This is a genomic window from Chromobacterium sp. LK1 (assembly GCF_001043555.1).
Classification (GTDB): domain Bacteria; phylum Pseudomonadota; class Gammaproteobacteria; order Burkholderiales; family Chromobacteriaceae; genus Chromobacterium; species Chromobacterium aquaticum.
The window spans coordinates 1-20496 of sequence record NZ_LDUI01000040.1 but is presented as its reverse complement, the minus strand read 5'-3'; the positions used below and the strand labels follow the sequence as shown (position 1 = coordinate 20496).

Annotated in this window: 17 protein-coding genes; 5 read left to right on the top strand and 12 right to left on the bottom strand. The window is 62.4% G+C overall.

Going from position 1 to position 20496, the window contains the following annotated elements; all coding sequences use genetic code 11:
- Positions 1-24 precede the first annotated feature (24 nt).
- Positions 25-1245 (top strand): exonuclease subunit SbcD, encoded by a 1221-nt coding sequence (sbcD, locus tag VI26_RS17200; RefSeq protein WP_048410988.1) that lies wholly within the window; start codon positions 25-27, stop codon positions 1243-1245.
- Entirely contained in the window at positions 1242-4661 is a 3420-nt protein-coding gene (locus VI26_RS17195) for an AAA family ATPase (protein ID WP_048410987.1), read from the top strand. The genes sbcD and VI26_RS17195 overlap by 4 nt, the downstream gene beginning before the upstream one ends.
- Before the next feature lie 228 nt (positions 4662-4889).
- Here VI26_RS17195 and VI26_RS17190 read toward each other — a convergent pair whose 3' ends face one another.
- Positions 4890-5369, bottom strand: coding sequence for a GNAT family N-acetyltransferase (locus VI26_RS17190; RefSeq protein ID WP_048410986.1), 480 nt, complete (start codon positions 5367-5369; stop codon positions 4890-4892).
- Positions 5370-5452: 83 nt separating this feature from the next.
- Here VI26_RS17190 and VI26_RS17185 point away from each other — a divergent pair, with 83 nt between their 5' ends.
- Together VI26_RS17185 and VI26_RS17180 are read left to right on the top strand one after the other, a co-directional pair.
- Positions 5453-6391, top strand: coding sequence for a LysR family transcriptional regulator (locus VI26_RS17185; protein WP_231581041.1), 939 nt, complete (start codon positions 5453-5455; stop codon positions 6389-6391).
- Between the two features lie 174 nt (positions 6392-6565).
- Complete coding sequence (locus VI26_RS17180; RefSeq protein WP_048410985.1) at positions 6566-7231, top strand: O-methyltransferase; 666 nt, start codon at positions 6566-6568, stop codon at positions 7229-7231.
- Between the two features lie 28 nt (positions 7232-7259).
- On the opposite strand, the gene VI26_RS17175 is transcribed toward VI26_RS17180, so the two are convergent.
- Complete coding sequence (locus VI26_RS17175) at positions 7260-8816, bottom strand: MFS transporter (RefSeq protein WP_048410984.1); 1557 nt, start codon at positions 8814-8816, stop codon at positions 7260-7262.
- Between the two features lie 165 nt (positions 8817-8981).
- Here VI26_RS17175 and VI26_RS17170 point away from each other — a divergent pair, with 165 nt between their 5' ends.
- The gene (locus VI26_RS17170) at positions 8982-9887 is read left to right on the top strand and encodes a LysR family transcriptional regulator (protein ID WP_048410983.1); all 906 of its coding nucleotides are present in this window, start codon (positions 8982-8984) and stop codon (positions 9885-9887) included.
- A gap of 7 nt (positions 9888-9894) precedes the next feature.
- Here the strand turns inward: VI26_RS17170 and VI26_RS17165 are convergent, their stop codons facing one another.
- The 10 genes from VI26_RS17165 to VI26_RS17125 form a co-directional block, all read right to left on the bottom strand.
- A complete protein-coding gene (locus tag VI26_RS17165; protein ID WP_048410982.1) occupies positions 9895-10914 on the bottom strand; it encodes a transporter in 1020 nt (339 codons plus the stop codon).
- A gap of 93 nt (positions 10915-11007) precedes the next feature.
- Positions 11008-11802 (bottom strand): hypothetical protein, encoded by a 795-nt coding sequence (locus VI26_RS17160; protein ID WP_156183930.1) that lies wholly within the window; start codon positions 11800-11802, stop codon positions 11008-11010.
- Between the two features lie 23 nt (positions 11803-11825).
- On the bottom strand, positions 11826-12761 hold the full coding sequence (locus VI26_RS17155) for a DUF6708 domain-containing protein (RefSeq protein WP_048410980.1): 936 nt from the start codon (positions 12759-12761) through the stop codon (positions 11826-11828).
- A 42-nt stretch (positions 12762-12803) separates the two neighbouring features.
- Positions 12804-13562 (bottom strand): putative type VI secretion system effector, encoded by a 759-nt coding sequence (locus VI26_RS24660; RefSeq protein WP_156183929.1) that lies wholly within the window; start codon positions 13560-13562, stop codon positions 12804-12806.
- Positions 13563-13572: 10 nt separating this feature from the next.
- Complete coding sequence (locus VI26_RS17145; RefSeq protein ID WP_156183928.1) at positions 13573-14331, bottom strand: putative type VI secretion system effector; 759 nt, start codon at positions 14329-14331, stop codon at positions 13573-13575.
- A 13-nt stretch (positions 14332-14344) separates the two neighbouring features.
- Positions 14345-15097, bottom strand: coding sequence for a putative type VI secretion system effector (locus VI26_RS24655; protein ID WP_156183927.1), 753 nt, complete (start codon positions 15095-15097; stop codon positions 14345-14347).
- Between the two features lie 19 nt (positions 15098-15116).
- Positions 15117-15866, bottom strand: coding sequence for a putative type VI secretion system effector (locus tag VI26_RS17140; RefSeq protein ID WP_048410977.1), 750 nt, complete (start codon positions 15864-15866; stop codon positions 15117-15119).
- A 10-nt stretch (positions 15867-15876) separates the two neighbouring features.
- Positions 15877-18762 carry a T6SS effector BTH_I2691 family protein gene (locus tag VI26_RS17135; RefSeq protein ID WP_048410976.1) on the bottom strand — a complete coding sequence of 962 codons (2886 nt, stop codon included), beginning with the start codon at positions 18760-18762 and terminating at the stop codon, positions 15877-15879.
- Between the two features lie 45 nt (positions 18763-18807).
- Positions 18808-19719 (bottom strand): DUF4123 domain-containing protein, encoded by a 912-nt coding sequence (locus VI26_RS17130; RefSeq protein ID WP_048410975.1) that lies wholly within the window; start codon positions 19717-19719, stop codon positions 18808-18810.
- 3 nt (positions 19720-19722) lie between these two features.
- Positions 19723-20496, bottom strand: a 774-nt coding sequence (locus VI26_RS17125) for a DUF2345 domain-containing protein (protein WP_048410974.1), incomplete at its 5' end; no start/stop codon positions are given.

Below are 20496 nucleotides of genomic sequence, written 5' to 3'. Positions count from 1 at the left end.
CATCGATTCCACAAAGCGGCCGGCATGCGCATTCTTCACACCTCGGACTGGCACCTGGGCCAGCATTTCATAAGCAAGACCCGGCAGGCGGAACACCAGGCCTTCATTCACTGGCTGTTGGAACAGGCGGAATGCCGGCAGGCCGACGTGGTGCTGGTGGCCGGCGACATTTTCGACACTGGCGCGCCGCCCAGCTACGCGCGCGAGCTCTACAACGGCCTGATCGCCGCCGCCCACCGCGCCGGCGTGCAGCTGGTGTTGCTGGGCGGCAATCACGACTCCGTGGCCACGCTGGCGGAAAGCCGCGCCTTGCTGTCCTATCTGTCCGCCAGCGTGGTGCCGGCGCTGAGTGCCGACCCGGCCGAGCAAGTGCTGATTCTCCGGCGCCGCGACGGCGAGCCGGGCGCCTTACTGTGCGCGTTGCCCTATATCCGCCCGCGCGACGTGCTGCGCAGCCAGGCCGGCCAAAGCGCCGAACACAAGCAGCAGTCGCTGCAGGATGCGATCCGCGAACGCTACCAACAGGTGTATCAGCAAGCGCAGCGCCGCCGCGATGAGCTGGGCCTGGCGCTGCCCATCATCGCCAGCGGCCATCTGACCACGGTGGGCGCCAGCGCCAGCGAGTCCGTGCGCGAAATCTACGTCGGCGCGCTGGAAGCCTTTCCCAGCAACGCCTTCCCGCCGGCCGACTATATCGCCCTCGGCCATATTCACCGGCCGCAGCAAGTGGGCGGCCATCAGCACATCCGTTACAGCGGCTCACCCATCCCGCTCAGCTTCGACGAAGCCGGACAGCGCAAGGAAGTGCTGCTGGTGGAACTGGACGAGAATGGCCTTCGCCAGGTCCAGCCGCTGCCGGTGCCTTGTTTCCAGCCCTTGTGCTCGGTGCGCGGCAGCCTGGCGCAACTGCCGGCGCTGCTGGCGCGGGCGGCCGAGGCCGGCAGCGCCGAGCGCCCGGTATGGCTGGAAGTGGTGGTCGGCGTCGACGATTATTTGAGCGATCTCGCCGCGCGCGTGCAGACCTTGTGCGACGGCCTGCCGCTGGAGCTGCTGCGCGTGCGGCGCGAGCGTGGCCAGGCCGCCGCCGGCATGGCCGCGGTTGCAGGCGAAACCCTGGCCGAACTGACGCCGCTGGACGTGTTCGAGCGCCGGCTGGCGCTGGAAACGCTGGACGCGCCGCTGCAGGAGCAATTGCGGCTGCGCTATCGCGAAACCCTGGCCGCGCTGCAGGAGGAGCGGACATGAAGATACTGACGCTGCGCCTGAAAAACCTTAATTCGCTGCAAGGCGAGTGGAAGCTGGACTTCAGCGCCGAACCCTTAGCCGGCAGCGGCCTGTTCGCCATCACCGGCCCCACCGGCGCCGGCAAATCCACCTTGCTGGACGCGATCTGCCTGGCGCTCTATCACAAAACCCCGCGGCTGGACGCCATCACCCAGGGCAGCAATGAAATCATGAGCCGCCACGCGGCCGACTGCCTGGCGGAAGTGGAGTTCGAGGTCAAGGGCCGGCGCTACCGGGCGTTCTGGAGCCAGCGCCGCGCCCGCGACAAGGCCGACGGCGCGCTGCAAGCGCCCAAGGTGGAACTGGCCGACGCCGATGGCGAAATCCTCAGCAGCCAGGTGGCGGACAAGCTCAAACGCATCGAAGACATCACCGGCCTGGATTACGCGCGTTTCACCAAATCCATGCTGCTGGCGCAAGGCGGTTTCGCCGCCTTTCTCAACGCCGATGCCAACGCGCGCGCCGAACTGCTGGAAGAACTGACCGGCAGCGAAATCTACGGCCTGATCTCGCAGCGGGTGTTCGAGCGCGCGCGCGACGCGCGCTTGGAGCTGGAGCAATGGCAGGCGCGCGCAGACGGGGTGGAGTTGCTGGACGCCGCGCAACGCGAGGAGATGACGGCGCGGCTGACGGAGCGGGGCGCGGCCGCGACGCGGGCGCAGCAGGCCTGGGAACAGGCGCGGCAACGCTGGCAGCTTGGCGAGGAAGCGGAACAGGCGCGGCGGCACAGCGCCAGCGCCGAGGAGGCCTGGCGGCAGGCCTGCGAGCGCGAAGCGCAGGCGGAGCCGGAGCTGGAACGCTTGCGCCGCGACGAACCGGCGCAGCGGCTGCAACCGCCGTGGCGTGAAGCCGGCCTGGCGCGCGAGGAACAACAGCGGCTGGCGCAAGCAATACTGGCGCAGCAACAACGGCGGCGGGAACTGGAGCGGGAATGGCAGGCTGGTCACTGGCTGGCGCTGAGCCATGCGCGCCGGCTGGAGCAGACCCTGCGCCAGCGCTTGGACGCGCAACAGGCCGAACTGGACGCGCAGGAGGCTGCCGCCGAACGGCTGCGCCACCATGCGCGGCTGGGCGAATTGCTGGAGCGCTGGAGCGCCGGCTTCGCGCAAGCGCGCGGCCTGGAGCAGCAACGCGAGGGCTGCGCCGCGCAGCTGGCGGCGGCGGACGAACAGATCCGGCGCGACGCGCAAGCGCTGGCCGAGCATACCGCGGACAGCGAGCGCGCGGAGCGGCTGCAGGCTGAAGCCGACGCTGCCTTGCAGCAGGCGCAAGCGGCGGCGCAAGCGGCGCTGGATGGCCGCGGCCTGGCCGATTGGCGCGAACAATGGCGGCAGGCGGTGCAACAGCGCGAAACCCTGCACCGGCTGACGACGCTGGCGGTGGGTCTGCAAGCGCTGGAACAAGAACAGACGGCGCGGCAGACGCAAGGCGCGGCGCTGGAGACGGAGCGCGGGCAGGCGGACGCCGCGCTGCGGGGCTTGCGCGCCGATTACCGGCTGGCGCAGGAACAAGTGATGGACAAGCGCCGGCTGTTGGAGCAGGAACAGCGCATCCGCAGCCTGGAACAGCACCGCGCCGCTCTGCGGCCGGGCGAGGCCTGCCCATTGTGCGGCGCGCTCGAACACCCGGCGCTGGCGGCCTACCAGGCGCTGGATGTCGACGCCAGCGCGGCGGCGTTGCGGCTCAAGGAAGCCGCGCTGGAAACGCTGCGCGAGCAGGGACAGCAGGCGGCGGCGACACTGGCGGGCCTGGAAGCGCGGCTGCGCCAGCTGGATGAACAGCGGCAACGGCAGCAGGCGCGTGGCGCCGAGCTGAGCGGACAATGGCAGGACCTGGCCGCGTCGTGGGGCTTGGCCGCCGGGGATTGGAAGGGCGGGAAGCTGGAAGCCGTGTGCCAGGACGCGGCGCGGCAGCAACAAGGGCTGGAAGGCGGCTTGCGCGCCGCCGAACTGGCCGAAGCCGCGCGAGAGCAGGCGCGCCAGCTGGCGCAGCGCCAGGGCGAGGCGGCCCAGGCCGCGCGCCAGCGCCTGGCCTTGCAGCGGCAAAGCCTGGACGCGGCGGAGCAGACACGGCAGACGCTGCGGGAAGCGCTGCGGCGCCGCGAGGCGGAACAGCAAGAACAGGCCGGCCGCCTCGCCGCGGATATCGTCGCCGCCGGGTTTTCCGCGCCGCCTCCGGCGCAAGGGGAGGAGTGGCTGCGTCAACGCGGCGCGGACTGGCAAGCCTGGCAGGCATTGGAACAGCAGCGGCGTTCAGGCGCGGCCGCGGCGCAGACCCAGGCGGAAGCATGGCGTCAGGCCGGCCTCGCCGTCGCGGACTGGGACGCGCGCTGGCGGCTGCTGGGCCTGCCGGACGACGCGCCGCCACCCCTTGCCGACGATGACGCCGCGGCCTGGCGCGCGGCCGTCGCCGTCTGCGAGGAGCTGGCCGGCGCGCGGGCGCAAAACCAGGGCGGCTTGGAACACTTGAGCCAGCTCGCGGAGCGCCAAGGCCTGCAAGCGGAGTCGGCGGCGCAAGCCTGGCAACAAGCCTTGGCCGCCAGTCCCTTCGCGGACGAAGCCGCCTTCCTGGCGGCGGCGTTGCCGGAGGCGGAGCGCGAGCGTCTGCGCGCGCTGGCGCGGGAGCTGGAGCAGGAACGGCTGCGCGCCGCCGCGTTGCGGCAGCAGGCGACGGCGCGCCTGGAGACCTTGCCGAGCCAGGCAGAAACGCCGCAGGAAACCTTGCGCGAGCAAATGCAGGCACTGGACGCGGAGCGGCAGCGGCTGGCCGAAGAGCAGGGCGCTTTGCGCGCCTTGCTGGACGACGACGCCCAGCGCCGCGAGGGCCAGCGCGCGCTGTTCGCCCGCATTGACGGCCTGCGCGCCGACGCCGATGTCTGGCAGCGGCTCAGCGGCCTGATCGGCTCCGCCGGCGGCGACAAATACCGTCGCTTCGCCCAGGGCCTGACGCTGGACCACCTGGTGGCGCTGGCCAACCGCCATCTGCAGCGCTTGCATGGCCGCTACTGGCTGCGCCGCCGCGCCGGCGGCGAACTGGAGCTGGAAATCGTCGATGGCTGGCAGGGCGACGCCGCGCGCGACACCCGCACCCTGTCCGGCGGCGAAAGCTTCCTGGTCAGCCTGGCGCTGGCGCTGGCCTTGTCCGACCTGGCCAGTCACAAAACCTCGATCGATTCGCTGTTCCTGGACGAAGGCTTCGGCACCCTGGACGGCGAAACGCTGGAACTGGCGCTGGACGCGCTGGACGCGCTCAACGCCGGCGGCAAGACCATAGGCGTGATCAGTCATGTGGAGGCGTTGAAGGAACGCATCCCGGTGCAGATCCGCGTGAGCAAGACCGGCGGCGTGGGCTGGTCCACGCTGACGGTCGGCGCTTGAGCAAGGGCCTGTTCAAGGCGGCGCTAGATCGCGACAGCGTGAACAGGCCCTTCAAGTCAGGGATGAACGCCTTCTCAGAACCTGTTTACGATCTCGCGAGCTAAGGCGAGACAAGGCGAAAACGAGCGAAAAAGCGGAATGTACAGGTGGTGCATGAGCATTTTGAGCTCGGTTTCAACGCCCATTTCTATCCATCCCGCCGACGCGCAGCAGATCGTAAACAGGTTCTCAGCCGGCGGCGAAGTCGCTGAGCGCGGCGCCTTCCATGCGGTAGCGCACCCATTCCGCCTGCGGTTTGGCGCCTATGGACAGGTAGAAGTCGATGGCGGGCTGGTTCCAGTCCAGCACGCTCCATTCAAAGCGGCCGCAGCCCTGTTCCACCGCCAGCCGCGCCAGGTGGCGCAGCAGCTGCTTGCCGGCGCCGCAGCCGCGCTGCCGCGGCGAGATGTACAGATCCTCCAGATACAGGCCCTTCTTGGCCAGCCAGGTGGAGTAACTGTAGAAGTACACGGCGTAGCCGGCCGGCTCGCCGTCCACCTCGCAGATCAGCGCCTGCCCCGAGCTGTCCGCGCCAAACAGGCTGGCGACGATGTCATCCTCGGTGGCGGCGACTTGATCGCCGGCGCGTTCGTAAACGGCCAGCTCCTTGATGAAATGCAGGATCAGCGCGGCGTCTTGCGCCTGGGCGGGGCGGATATGGATGGACATGGTGATGACTCGTCGGTTTGAAATGGAATAAAACCGTATACTACGGTCAACACAAACTGCACGCGCTGCATTGTTTTCAAGTCATGATGAATATTCTGCATTCAGATCTGCGCCGGCTGGATCTCAACCTGCTGCTGGTTTTCGACGCGCTGCTGCGGCGGCGCTCGGTCAGCGCCGCCGCCGACGAACTGGCGATGAGCCCGTCCGCGCTCAGCCATGCGCTGGCGCGGCTGCGCGCCGCGCTGGGCGACGACCTGTTCGTGCGCATCGGCCACGCGATGCAGCCCACCGCCTATGCCGAGCGCCTGGCCAGCGCGGTGAGCGCCGCGCTGGAGACGCTGTCGCAAGGCCTGGCCGAGGCCGGCGGCTTTCAGCCGGAGCGCAGCGAGCGAGCCTTCGTGATCGCGGTCACCGACTACACCGCCTTCGCGGTGATGCCGCGCTTGCTGGCGCGCCTGCAACTGGCCGCGCCGTCTGTGCGTTTCAAGCTGGTGCATTCGCGCGGGCGCGAATCCGCCGAGGACCTGGCCGCCGGCCGCATCGACTTCGCGCTGGGCTATGTGGAGGATATCGCCGAGCCGGCGGCCGGCATTGAAAGCTTCGACTGGCTGGAAGACCGCTATGTGGCCATCGCCAGCCGCGGCCATCCCGGCATTCGCGACCGCCTCAGCCTGGCGCAATATCTGGCGGCGCGCCACGTGGTGGTGACGCCATGGGACGAAACCCGCGGCGGCATAGACCGCGCGCTGGAGCGGCAGGGCCTGCGCCGCGACGTGGCGCTGCAATTGCCGTCGGTGCTGGCCGCGCCCTTCATCATCGCGGAAACCGAATGGATCATGACGCTGCCGCGCCTGGCGGCGCGGACCTTGAGCCAGGCCGCGGCCATCGTCCTCCACGACGCGCCGTTCGACATCCCGTGCTACACCCTCAAGGTGTACAGCCATGCGCGCCATGGCCGCAGCGCCGCCCACGATTGGCTGCGCGCGCAATTGCGCGCCTGCGCCCCCTTGCTCCAGGCTTAGCCAGCCGATCTGCGCGGTCTTGATGTCCGTCATGGTCTTCCCCATGAGCGAAGCGCCCCTGGGCGCAAGGACGGGCTGGGCGGCAGCGGAACTGGAAATGCGCTTATCATGTGGCTTCAATCATGCGCGGCCAAGCCGGGCCATCGTCCGGGGCGGTTGCGCCAAGAGAAGCCGATGCAAGCAGAATGGAGCGACCTGGACCGCTATTACACCACCGCGCTGCAAGTGGAGGACCGCGCCTTGAATGGCGCATTGGCCGCGAATGCCGCCGCCGGCCTGCCGGCGCAAGACGTATCGCCTTTGCAAGGGCGCTTTCTGCATATTCTGGCGCGGCTGATGCGGGCGCGGCGGGTGCTGGAGATCGGCACCCTGGGCGGCTACAGCACCATCTGGTTGGCGCGGGCGCTGCCGGCAGACGGCCGGGTGGTGACCTTGGAAGCCAACCCTGCGCACGCGGACACGGCGCGGGCCAATCTGGCCGCCGCCGGCGTGGCGGACAAGGTGGAACTGCGGGAAGGGCCGGCGCTGGACAGCTTGCCGCTGCTGGCCGGGGGCGAGCCCTTCGACCTGATCTTCATCGACGCCGACAAACCCAACAACCCGGCCTATCTGGAATGGGCGCTGCAACTGGCGCGCCCCGGCGCCGCCATCGTCGGCGACAATGTGGCGCGCGGCGGCGCGGTGGCCAATGTGGTCAGCCAGGACCCCAGCGTGCACGGGGTGCGCCGCTTCCTGGAGGACATGGGCGCCGAGCCGAGGCTGACCGCCACCGCGCTGCAAACCGTGGGCGTCAAGGGCTGGGATGGTTTTTCCATCGCCATCGTCAACGCCACGGATTGAGGCCGCGCCTGTAGTCGTGAACCGGTGCTCAGCCGCCGCTGGATTCCAGCGCCGGGTCCGCCGCCGCCGTCTCCTCCGCGTGTTCTTGTCCAACGCCGCGCAGGAACAGCGCCACCACCAGCGCGCTGGCCACGGTCAGGCCGGATAGCACCGTCAGCAGGCGTTGGAAGGCGGAAGCATAAGCCTGGCTCAGCGCCTCCGGCGCGAGGCCGGACAGCAGCTCGCCAACGGCGGCCAGCTTGCCCAGCGCGCCCTGACTGGCGGCCGTGGCCAGCGCCTGGGGCGCCGCGGCGGAGATCAGGGCCAGACGCTGTTGCAGCAGCGCCGCCAGCAACGCGCCCACCAAGGCCAGCGCAATGCCTTCGCCGGCTACCCGCGTGGTGCTGAAAATGCCGGCGGCCATGCCGGCGCGCTCCTTGGGCACCACGCTGACCGCCAGGCCGTCCATCAGGCCCCAGGGCAGGCTGATGCCCACGCCTATCAACAGCAGCGGCCACAAGGTCTGCTGCAGAGCGGACACTTGCGGATAGCGGCTGAGCCACCACAGGCCGGCCGCGCACAGCAGCAGGCCGCCGGCGGACAACGTCGCGGCGGACAGCCAGCGCGTCAGCCAGGCCGCGCACAGCGGCAGCGCCAGCATGGGCGCGGACAAGGCCAGCATCACCCGGCCCGCCTCCGCCTCGCTGACGCCTTCCGCGCCCACCAGGCGCAGCGGCAGCAGCACCAGCAGCACCACGAAGGCGTAAGCCGGCGCGGCGGCCAGGCATTGCACGCCGACGAAGCGCGGATAGCGGAACAGGCTCAGGTCCAGCATCGGCCGCGCCGCGCGCCGCTCCAGCGCCACGAACAGCCAGAACGCGGCTACGGAGCCCAAGAGCAGGGCAATCACCCGCGGGCTGCTCCAGCCCAGCTCCGGCGCCGCCAGCGCGCCGTAAGTCAGCAGGCTCAGCGCCAGCGTGAAGCTGAGCGCGCCCGGCCAATCCAGGCCGGCGGCCTGCGGGTCGCGCGATTCGCGCATGCAATAGGCGGCCAGGCCCAAGGCGAGCAGGCCTACCGCGCCGGCCAGCACGAAGATGGAGCGCCAGCCCAGCGCCTGGATCAGATAGCCGCATAGCAAGGGGCCAAAAGCCAGGCCGATGCCGAAGGTGGTGCCGATCAGGCTGAAGGCGCGCGTGCGTGCCGCGCCGGCGAAGCTTTGCGCCAGCGCCGCCAGGCCGCTGGCGAAGGACAGCGCCGCGCCCAGACCCTGGGCCGCGCGCAGCAAATCCAGCCACAGCAGGCTGCCGGCCAGGCTCAAGCCCAGCGAGGACAGGAAGAACAGGCCGACGCCGAGCAGAAACACCCGCTTGCGGCCGTATTGATCGGCCAACGCGCCGGCGGCCATCAGGCTGCCACCGAAGGTGAGCATGAAAGCATTGGTGACCCAGGTCAGCGCCAGCGCGTCGCCGCCCAGCTCGCGGCCTATCGCGGTCAGCGCCAGCGCCGGGCCGGTGAAGCTGAGCGGCATGGCCAGGGCGGCCAGGCATACCGCGGCCAGGGTCAGCAGATTGGGGCCCTGGGAGGGCGCCGGTTTGGAAAGATGCATGAGTTCGCCTTTTCAAAGAGTGGGGCAAGCGCCCGCGCGGCGCGGAGCCGGCGGGCTGATGCGGATGGTCGTTGGGCGAACACATGATAATTTGGCGGCAATTGACGAAAAACAGGCGATGTGTCCAAATTAAGCGGACAAAAACTCCTCAATAAGGATGTGGGCATGGATAGTTTGAGTAGCCTAGCCGCCTTCGTGCGCGCCGCGGAGGCGCAAAGCTTCGTCGGCGCCGGCCGCGCGCTGGGGGTGTCCTCGTCCGCCGTGGGCAAGAGCGTGGCGCGGCTGGAAGAAAAACTGGGGGTGCGGCTGTTCCAGCGCAGCACCCGCCATGTGCGGCTGACGGCGGAGGGCGAGCTGTTCTACGAACGCTGCCGCCGCATCCTGGACGATATCGACGACGCCGAGGCCGAACTGGCGCAGAGCCGCGCCGCGCCGCGCGGCAAACTGCGGGTCAGCCTGCCGGTGGTGGGTTATCGTATGCTGCTGCCCATCTTGCCGGACTTCATGCAGCGCTACCCGGAAGTGGAACTGGACCTGGATTTCTCCGACCGCATGGTGGACGTGATAGAAGAGGGGCTGGACGCGGTGGTGCGCAGCGGGCCATTGGCGGATTCCCGGCTGATGGCGCGGCCCTTGGGGCCGTTCCGGCTGCTGGTGGTGGGTTCGCCGGGCTATCTGCGCGAGCGCGGCACGCCGCAAAGCCCGGAGGACCTGACCCATCACGCCTGCCTGCGCTACCGCTTCCCCAGCACCGGCAAGCTGCAGACCTGGGCATTGAACGGCGTGCCGGCGGGCCAGGACTGGCCGCCCAGCAGCGCCATGAGCTGCAACAATATCGAGGCGTTGATCTGCGCCGCCAGCCAGAACCAGGGCCTGGCGTACTTGCCGGACTTCATCGTGCGCGACGCGCTGGCCGCCGGCCGGCTGCAAATCGTGCTGGAGCCCTACCTGGGCCAGACCGGCATGTTCCATGTGCTGTGGCCGTCCAGCCGCCAGTTGTCGCCCAAGCTGCGCGTCTTCGTCGATTTTCTATGCCAGCGCTTGTTCGCGCCGGCGGGCGAGGCTGTGTGAGCGCCGCCTACACGCCGCGCTGACGGCGGAAAGCCCACCAGCCAGCCAACAGGCTGAAGCTGGCCACCAGCAGCACCAGCACCCAGAAGCCGTGCGGATGATTGGCCAGCGGCACGCCGCCCACATTCATGCCGAAGAAGCCGGCGACGATATTGATGGGCAGCGCCAGCACCGTCACCAGCGTCAGCGTGAACAGGGTGCGGTTGCTCTGCTCGTTCAGGCGCGCCGCCAGCTCCTCCTGCAAGAGCTTGATCCGTTCCACCAGCGCGGCCAAATCGTTCAGCGTCAGCGCAAACTCCTCGGACGATTGGCGCAGCGCTTGCGCGTCGGCCGCGTCCAGCCAGGCGGGCGGCCGGTTCAGCAGGCGGAACAGCGCGCTGGGCTCGGGCGCCAGCAGGCGTTGCAAGCGCACCAGGGAACGCCGCATCGCCGCCAACTGAGCGCGCTGATCGTCCAGCCTTTGCGCCAGCAGCCTGTCCTCCAGCACATCCACCTGCGCGCCGCTGGCGCGCACAATGCCGGCCAGTGCGTCCGCCTGGTTCTGCAGCAAATGCACCAGCAAGGCCGCCGGCGAGCGGAAGGCCGCGCCGCCGCGCACCGCCGCGCGCAGCCGGTCTACCGAATGCAGCGGCTTGACGCGGGCGGTGATCAGCACCCGTGGACGCGCATGCGCCCACAAGGTGGCGATATCCGACGAGGCCAGGCCAAAGCTGAAAGCCACATCGTTGATCACCGCCAGCAAGGCCTGATCCAGCAACTCGATGCGGGTTGAGTTGGAGCCGCCGCGCAAGGCCTCGAAAAAATCCTCCTGCAAGGGCAGGGCCGCGCGCAGCCAGCGCTCGCTGGCGGCATTGGCCAGATTGAAATGCAGCCATAGAAAGGCGTCGCCGTCCGGCGGCGCGCACAGCCAGGCTTGCGCCTGGGCGGAATCGATTTCCTCGCCGGCGCCACCCGGATGAAAACAAAAGCCGCAGATCAAGCCGGCCTGGTCCGAGCCGTATTGCTGCTGGGTAATGGGGTGGTTCATGGCGCGCGGCCGGGATGATGGCATACCGCTCAGCTTAGGCGCGGCGGATGACGGGCGGGTGACAATAAGATGACGGGCGGCCTTGGCGCCCGTTCAAGACCTCGTCTTGAAGTGAGCCAACGCCGCGTTTTTGAGTAGCTGTTTTTCTTGTTTGGGGGAATGAAAAAGTGGGGGTATGCGGCAGGTGAGCTTATGCTGAGCGGAGATGAAAACGCCGCAGTAAAACAAGGCGGCGAATAAGCCTTCCGTGATCAGGGCGGAGACAAATGACATTCCTAATGCAACAAGATGGGAGGAAGCGGCAGGGTGATAGTTCCTTAATAAAAACCCGGACAATATCGAGACAAAAAATATAAGTTGCAGCGCGATGCTTTGCCCGCTCTGGCCTAGCTTATTGATAAAAAAGGCTTTGCGATCCGTAATGGTGTTGACAATGAGAAAAATGGAAACGCCACCCTTTTTCGAAAACTCGCATATGGTCAGTGCGACGGCTTCGTCAAATCCTTTAATATGGATTTTAAGGCTATTAATGGGAATGAGAAAAAACAAAAACCAGCAAGCCATTGCGGGCATGGCGGGCTTGCCAATGTAGTAGGCGGCGGTAATGAAAATGCTGGGAAAAAGCAGCGCCGACAGTGCGAGTGTGGCGAAGGAAATGGCTCTGGCGACAATGGTTTTTTTCTGAACCGCCATGACCCAGAGATTGATTCCGGTGAGAAGAATGGCGATGGCGAGATAGACTGAGGCCATGGCCAATGAGGTTTTTACATTTGAATGGCTCGCCTTATACGTCATGGCAAGAGCAGAGGGAACCATCAGCCATGAAAAAAATATGGTCGCCACGGACGGCGCGTTTGGCGATGGCGTTATGTTTTTGGGTTTAGCCATGGGGGTTTAAAAATTGTATGGGCTCATGGGTTCATTGAGGCATCGCGATAATAGGGATCTCCAGGGGCGACTGGGCATTGCTTTTCCACATTCTCGGGCCAGACAGGGATGCTACTTGTCCGCATGGCAAGCCATCTGCCAGGATAGGTGGCTATATAGATCAATAAAAACGCCAGCCTCACCGACAAGGGCGTGGAGTTTACATAAAAATCATTGCGCTGCACTCCAAAGCAAAAGGCTTCTCTTTGGTTGGCAATCGGCAGGCAAGCCTTGACTTCCTGGATGACGCTGGCCGGGCCTTCTTCCATATAGCGGCGGATGAACTCCCAATGCTGTTTCAGCAGCTCCCGGTCTTTCGCCCCCACCGCCAACTCTGAGAAGGCGAAAGTGGCGGACACCTTGCCTTCCACATCCAGCTTGTGGCCTTGAATCTCCCAGGTGTTGCTTTTGCCCAGGCCCAGGCAAAAAAAGCTGTGGTCCCAGTCAAACTCCACGATCTTTCCACCAGGCTGAAACGCGAATATTTTCCTGGATTTCCTGTTCAGCCGAATCGGGTAGTGGGTCAGCGCGAAGGCCTCTTTTCTTAACAGCCAGATCAAGGCGCTGCCTATCAAGCCGGGGCCGAACAGCAGCAGCAACACGGCCTGGGTCCAGGCCTGCTGCGGGGAATAGTAGGGGCTGGGACTGGCGCCGCTGGCAATCAGGATGAAATCCAGCGCGATAGAAGCGCAGCCGATGGGAATGATGTAGAAGCAGGCCAGCAGCACGCTGCTCATCACGCCCTTCCAGCGGAAATACTTGTCCACCAGCTCTAGATAAGTGTTGTTGATCCTGATCACGGCCAACTGATAAGCCAGCGGCAAATCCAGTTTCTGGTGGATGTTCAGGGCGTGCTCAAGCTCCAATCGGGTCAAGGGGCGATTGATGGCGTATTTTTGATATAAGCCGGTATATTCCATGGTGGTGAGGGCGTAATGGACGGCATGCCGTCCAGATTGGGTTCAGTAGTTGAAGTACATCACGCCGAACGCACCGGGGTCGCCGGGTTTGCGCTTGGTTTTTTTGGGAAGGTCGATGTTGTCAGGGCCAGGCAATCCCATGGTTTTGAATACTTGTGTGGCCGCATTGACAAACATCATGAATCTTTTTCCGGTTACGAAAGAATATAGTCCAAATAAGGTGTAGAAAAATATGCAGGTGTATATGTGGTCAAAGCCAAAGAATAGTTTAATCAAATCGTAACTGGTGAAAGTATTTACGATAAAGATAAATGCGGGAAATAATAAAAACAACATGAAAGATACGGAAAGTGCCCACCATTTTATAATGTTTTTTATATGCGCATTTTTTCCTCTGGAGCAATGGGGGTAGAGCGCAATGATTCTATCTTTAGGTCGTAGTATTGCCACAATTTCAAAATAATCATCTCGTTGTGTTCCAATGACTTCTACTTCATCGCCTGCTTGAAAGGGGCTAAACCAGACCCAGCCTTTCGCTAGCTGGCCATTGACCTTCATCTCCACATAGTCGGCCTCTTCGCGTAGGTTTGCCGCATCTCTTGCCGTACTTGCGGCGATGCCGGCTGCACCTGCTAGTGCACCGGCTATAGCGGCTAAGCCCATGATGCAGCGATCATGGTCGGTAAAAAAGAAATTGGCCATCTTCCGCGATTTTTTGTAGTGCGATATTTTTCCGCTGATTTTGCTTAGCTCCATCGTTGATGGAGTCGGTGCTAAGCTGCTAGGTGGTGACATCGCCATGTCGGGAAGCTCAATAGTTGAAATACATCACGCCAAATGCACCTGGATCGCCAGGCTTGCGTTTTGTGCGTTTGGGTAGATCGATATTGTCGGGGTCTGGCAACCCTAATGCTTTAAAAACCTGTGTGGTCGCGTGCACATACATCATGAATTTTCTTCCAGTGACGAGCGAGTAGGCTCCAAATAGTAAGTACGAAAATATGGATGCGTAAAAATATTCTACACCTAAAAAACCAAGCATTTTTTCTTTCCCACGGATAACTTCAAATATAGTTAGTAATGCGGGAGTAAATATGGCCACCAAAAAAGTTGTTGCTATGAGCCACCATTTTATGACAGTGGTGATGTGGGCATTTTTGCCTCGGGAACAGTGAGGGTATAGGGCGATGGTGCGATCTTGAGGTCTCGCAATGGCAATGATTTCAAAATGGTCTCTTTGAAATGTGCCGATTAGTTCTACGTCGTCATCATTTTTAAATGGGCTGAACCAAACCCAGCCTTTGGCGGGTTGCCCGTTAACTTCCATTTCAATATAGTCGGCTTGCTCGCGCAAATTGCTTGCATCCCTAGCGGTGCTGGCTGCCATGCCGGCTGCGCCGGCTAGTGCTCCTGCTATGGCGGCCAAGCCCATGATGTTGCGGTCGCGGTCGGTAAAGAAGAAGTTGGCCATCTCCCGCGATTTTTTGTAGTGCGATATTTTTCCGCTGATTTTGCTTAGTGTGATGCTGGGTGTGATAGGAGCTAAGCTGCTTGAGCGAGATATGGCCATGATAGAGTAGGATCTAGTAATTGAAGTACATCACACCGAATGCTCCAGGGTCGCCTGGCTTACGCTTAGTTTGTTTTGGAAGGTCTATTTTGTCAGGCTCGCTTAGGTTTAGAGCTGTAAAAATTTGTGTGGCTGCATGGGCATACATCATGAATTTCCTGCCATAAATAAATGCATATGCTCCTAATAGAATGTACATCGTTAGTGCCACATATAGATAGCTGCTATCGGCGAGCGTGGAGAAAACATGTTTTCCATTGATCAAATCCACTACCGCAAAGACAAATGGAACAAGTATGCCAACTAAAAAGGATATTGATATCAATGACCATTTAACAACGGCATTGACGTGAGCCTTTTTTCCCCTAGAACAATGCGGGTAAAGTGCAATGATTCTATCTTTTGGGCGGGCAATGGCAACAATTTCAAAATGATTTTTACGCGGTGTGCCAATTACATCGACGATGTCTCCATCTTGGAATGGGCTATACCAAACCCAGCCTTTGGCGGGTAGCCCATTAATTTCCATCTCAATATAGTCGGCTTGCTCGCGTAAATTGCTTGCATCCCTAGCGGTGCTAGCGGCTATGCCGGCAGCTCCAGCCAGGGCTCCTGCAATAGCTGACAGGCCCATGATGTTGCGGTCGCGGTCAGTAAAAAAGAAGTTGGCCATTTCTCGTGTTTTTTTATAACGAGAAATTTTGCCACTGATTTTGCTTGGCTGCATTGTTGGCGTAAGAGCAACTAAGTCGTTTGTTACAGACATGGTTATGCTTGGGCCAGGGTCAGTAGTTGAAATACATCACACCGAACACCCCTGGGTCGCCTGGTTTGCGTTTTGTTAATTTAGGTAGATTGACTTCGTCGGGATTTTGCAAGTCTAATGTTATAAAAACTTGAGTTGCCGCATGAACGAACATCATAAACTTCTTTCCGTTTATAAATGAAAAGGCCCCAGAGAGTATGTACATGCCCGCACAAATATAAAGGTAGTTGATGTCCAGGAAAAAATACGAATCCTTTTCGCCTGAAATTAAATAAAATAGCATAATTAACAATGGGAAGATAAGAAACATATAAATGGTCATGGAGCCAAGCCACCATTTTATAATATTCTTGATATGAGCTTTTTTACCTCGGGAGCAATGTGGATAAAGTGCAACAACCCTATCTTTGGGGCGAGCTATTGCAATAATTTCAAAATAACCATCTTGTTGGGTTCCAATTAGCTCAACTTCATCTCCATCTTGAAATGGACTAAACCAGACCCAGCCCTTGGCGGGTTGCCCATTAATCATCATTTCGACATAGTCGGCCTGCTCGCGTAGGTTGGTTGCATCTCTGGCAGTGCTAGCCGCCATGCCTGCTGCACCAGCCAGAGCCCCCGCGATGGCTGACAAGCCCATGATGTTACGGTCGCGATCTGTAAAGAAAAAGTTGGCCATCTCCCGTGTTCTCTTATAGTGAGATATTTTGCCACTTAATTTGCTTAACCCCGTCTTTGGGTTTAGGCTAACAGTACTATCTATGCGCATGGAACTATTCCTAGATTTGTTCGCTTGCTTTAGGTTTTGTGAATATTTTTTCTAGTGATTGGGTTAGGTCTTTTATGTTATTTGGGGCTTTGGGGTTTTCGCTATCTTTGCCAAATGGAGTTTGACTAATCCAGATTTGCAAATCGTCATCCTCCAAGGCCCAAATTACGCCCTGTAAAACAAAAATAGTTAATGTTACCCAACTGCCAATGGTCATAAAAACAAGACGCGTCGCTAGTATTGCTGCTGAGCGAGCCCCCAGCGCAGCAGCGGTTTCTGCAATAGCTACATTGCTGCTAACTCTTAATATGACAGGTGCGGCATAAGTGAATGTGGATAATCCTGCCATTCCCAAACCAATTCCTCCCGCCATCGCTTTTGCCGCATATAATCCAAAGATCAGTGTTTGGCCTTTCTTTGATGCTTGAAGCCCGCTGATGGTATCTTGGTAAACCCCAATCCCATTCGATGCCGCCATCAACAAACCGCCCATCAGTTTTAGCCGCTGTATGCTGCGGGCTTGCTCTCCAGCTTGCATGATCTTGCTTAAAGGCAGGCTTATCACGTCAATGGCTTGTGCGGTTAGTGCCATACCGGACGCGGCCAGGCTGGCGTATAGCGCGCCGTCCTTCTCGTTTTGCAGCAACAAACGTCCCAGGTAGACGCCTTCTATCATCATGACCAGCAAGGTCAGGCGGGCGTCCTTGACCACGGCCAGATGGTCTTTGGGTTTGTCCACCCGCAGCTTATCGTAGGCCTTTTGCAGTTTGGCCCCCTGAGTCCGGCGGTATTCCGCCTCTTTGCGCAGTGCCTTCTGCAAGCGCTTGTATTTGGCTTGCGGGGTGGGTTCTTTTTTAAATTTTTTGCGTTGGACATTGTCCGCACACTCTGCCGCCACCAGCGCCTTGATGTCGGCGGTGCTGACCAGGGAGCGGCAAGCCAATACCATTTGCAGCAGCTTTTCGCCCAGATAGATTTCCGCCTTGTCCAGTTTTAGGGCGGCGCCGGCGCGGCCGGCGGCCGGCGCGAAGGCCTTGATGATGGCGTTGCCGGCGGTAACGATCACATGGTCTATCTGCCCGGTGCGCGCGGTTTTGAGGCTGACGCCGAAAACGGTGTCCCCCTGAGGGCTGGCCGCGGCGATGTTGGCCTGGTACAAGGCGGAGTTTTCCTTGTACATGTCCAGCAGCTTCTGGAAATAGTTCTTGGTGGTTTCTATGGTGCGCACCGCCGCGTCGCTATACGGCGTGTTCTGGTTCTGCTTGGCGTCCTTCAATGCGGCCTTGAGTTCGGCTTCTATTTTCTTCTGATTGAGCGCCAGCGCACGGTAAAGCATATTGCTGCGCGCTATCGACACATCGTTGGCCCAGGCCTCCAGCTTGGTCTGGCCGATGATGGTGACGTTGATGCCGCTGATGGCGTGGCCGACGACGGCTTCGAACTCGATGCCGTCCTTGGGGTCTGCGTCGTGGTAGTCCTCCAAGGTGTCCAGGAACAAGGGCGCTTGCAGCCAGCGTAGCAGGGAGGCCACGGTTTTGTTCTGGCGCTCGCGGATGGCGGTGTCCAGCTCGTTTTGGAATTTCTGGAAGTTGGACAGGCGGTCCGGGTCGATTTTCTTGCGGTATTTGGGCCAACTGCGGTCGCCGGCCTGTTCGATATTGCTGTCGTAGTATTCGCCGCGCTTGTTTCGGAAGGCGGCCACCTTGGCCTTGAGCGCGGCGATCTGCTGGCTGCGTTGCGGCTCCGGGACGCGGCGCAGGTCGATGGCGTCCAGTTCATTGGGCGCGATAGAGGCCGGGATTTGCCAGCCAGCCCATTGGTCCAGTAGGTCGCATACCTCCAGGCGCTGCCGTTTCAACACCGGGTCTTGCAGCTTGGCGATGGCGGCGCGGCGCTGGGCCATGATGGCAGGGTTGTACCAACTGGCGGTATCGCGCCGCATCATATCGTCCTGGAACTTCTCCTGTCCTTCCTGGGCCTGGGCGCTCAGTGATTTCCGGATGTTTTCCAATGCCTGGATCGCGTGCAGCTGGAAGCTACGCTCCTCGGCGAACAGCAATGCCAGGCCGGCGCTGTCGTTGACATAGCCATTCAGCTCCTGGGCTGTGCCGATGGCGTCCCACAGCGCCAGGATGTGCGGGGTATTGCTGCCGCTGCTTTTCTTGGCGCGCGCCTGCATGAATTGCAGGCTTTCCTCCGCCTTGCCGCGACGCGCGTGGATGGGGTAGCGCGTATAGTTTTTGTCCACCCGGGCCTTGTCGTAGCTGCCGTCTTCCTTGCTGAAGGTATCGGTCTTGGGGTCGTAGGCCAGTTGGGCGGGCTGGTAGCCGGGGTGGTATTCCATCACCGCTTCGATCGCGGCCTTGCTGGCGGTGGTGCCGTGGGCGTTGGAACTGCCGGCGGCCATGGCCTTGGGGTCTATGGCCTGCATGCGGGCGGCGCGCAGCTTGGCGTCCTGAGCATAGCGCTGCAGTGTCAGGTCGCCCCATTTGTATTCGCTGAAGGCGATCCAGGCCGGGCCGCATTTTTCCGGCTGTTCGATGATCAGGTGGTGCAGCCGGCTATTGCTGTGGCCGGCGGTGTTGCAAACCACGCTTTCCCCGGCCACTTTCGCCGCCTTGGGCGAGGGCTGCTTCAGCAGGATGCCGTCTTCGGTGACGCTATAGCATTCCCATAGATTGGAGCCGCGCGCGTGCTTGGAATAAAACAGGTAAACGAAGCCGGCGCGCAGGGTGCGCAGCGCGTAATGGAAGTCCGCGTCCAGCACGATGTCTTTGACTTTATCGGCACAGGCCCAGGCGGGCAGGGTGGCTTTCACCGTTTTGGGCACCGGCGCGTAGCGTACCGGCATGATGGGCAGGCCGCTGGCCTGACAGGCTTTACACAGTTGGCTCATGATTGGCTGTGGTCCGAGATATGGGGTGCGTGAAGTCGGCTGCGCTCAGGCGCTGGCGGCGATGGCCGCCCAGTCGGCTTCGCTGAGCGAATCCGTCAGCCCGCTGTAGAAGTCGTCCGCTTCGCGTTCCGCCAGCAGCGCTTGCACGCGGGGGTGCAGATAGAAACGGGGGTGCACGGTGATGGCGTGCAGGGCGAAGCGGGACAAGTCCTCCTCGTCGTCAAAGCCCAGCGCGCCGGCATGGCGCAAGGCGGAGAACGCGTGCAGGCGCGCGGTTTCCAGCTTGCCGCCGTCACACTCCGGCGCTAGCTCACGCCAGGCCAGCAGCGCGCGGTTGAGCGGGCCGATGCGGGCGAGGTCTTCCCACAAGGCTGGCTCCCAGCGCGAGAGCGGGCGCGGCGCGCCCGCGACGGTTTGCGCCGGCTGCAGGCAGATGAGTTCGCCGGCCGGGTCCAACAGCCACCAGCGCTTGATCGAGCCCAAGAGGCCGTGCTGCTGCGCGGTGTTCAGCAGCGGCCACAGCGCCCAGCTCACCGCCGGGTCGTGCAGGCGCAGCAGGTGGGTCTCGCCATTGGAGTTGCGGCGTATCATCTGGCGGCCGATATGGGCGGCGGCCAGTTTGGCGGAGCCGGCGATTTCCAGCCAGCCGGCCACGCGCCGGCCTTGCCCCAGCGCCAGCGCGTCCGGCTCGGCTTCCGCCAGCGCCTGGGCGATGCTGTCGGCCAGCGCTGGCGCGCCGGCGTTCAGTGGCAGCCAGGCCGGCTGGCGCGCCGGGTCCAGTTGCGGATGTTTCAGCGGCAGCAGCAGGCCTTGCTGCCGGGCTTGCTCGTTCAGTTCGGCTTCGGCGCCCGCCAGCGGGCGGCTGGGCGCGTCCAGGGCCAGCAGCAGTTGTGCGCCGGTGTGCAGGCGGTCTTGCAGCTGCTGCAGAATGGCGGCGTGTTTGGCGGATGCTTGCATGGCTCAGCCCAGGCGCACGGTGGCGGATTGGGTTGCGGCGGCGCTGTCCAGCGCTTGCTCGCAGCCTTTGTTGAATTTGGGCAAGGGCGCATTCAGGCTGGTGGGGCCGCTGAGGTTATGGCTGGCGCCTTTCACCGTCACGGTGCCGGGGCAATGCACTTCGATGTCGCCGCCCTTGAGCCGGATATAGCCGCCGCCGGCGGTGACCAGGATTTCCTCCTTGGCGGTGACGACGATGCGTTCCTTGCAGGAGGTGATGGTGACGTCCTTGTCCGCGGTGACTTCTATGCTGTCGCTCTGCGCCTGCAGCTGCACCTTGCCCTTGGCGGCGATCAGCTTCAGCGCGATCTTGTCTTGCAGGCCGGTGACGAACAGGCTGATCTTGTCGCCGACATTGTGAATCCAGCGCCGGCCGCTGGTTTGATTGGTGTCGCGCTGCGCCACCAGGTCCAGATTGGTTTCCGCTGCCAGGGTATGGCTCTGTTGGCTTAGGCTGGCGATGCAGGCCGGCGCGGACAGAACCAGCAAGGGCTGGCGGCCGGAGATGTCCTGGCCGGTTTTGCCTGCCTTGTCGGTATTGGTTTCCGCCTCCCAGGCTTTCAGCGCCGCTTGCTGGTGCTGCAGGTGGCCGATCAACTGCTTGCCTTCCCGCTTATTGTCGTCGCCTATGCCTTCCGGCCCGGTTTCCATGGTGTCGGCCTGCTGGCCGCTGGCGGTGTCGCCCAGGCTTTGGCTCAGGGCCAGGGCCGCATCGAACTGGCTTTGCGCCTGTTCGCG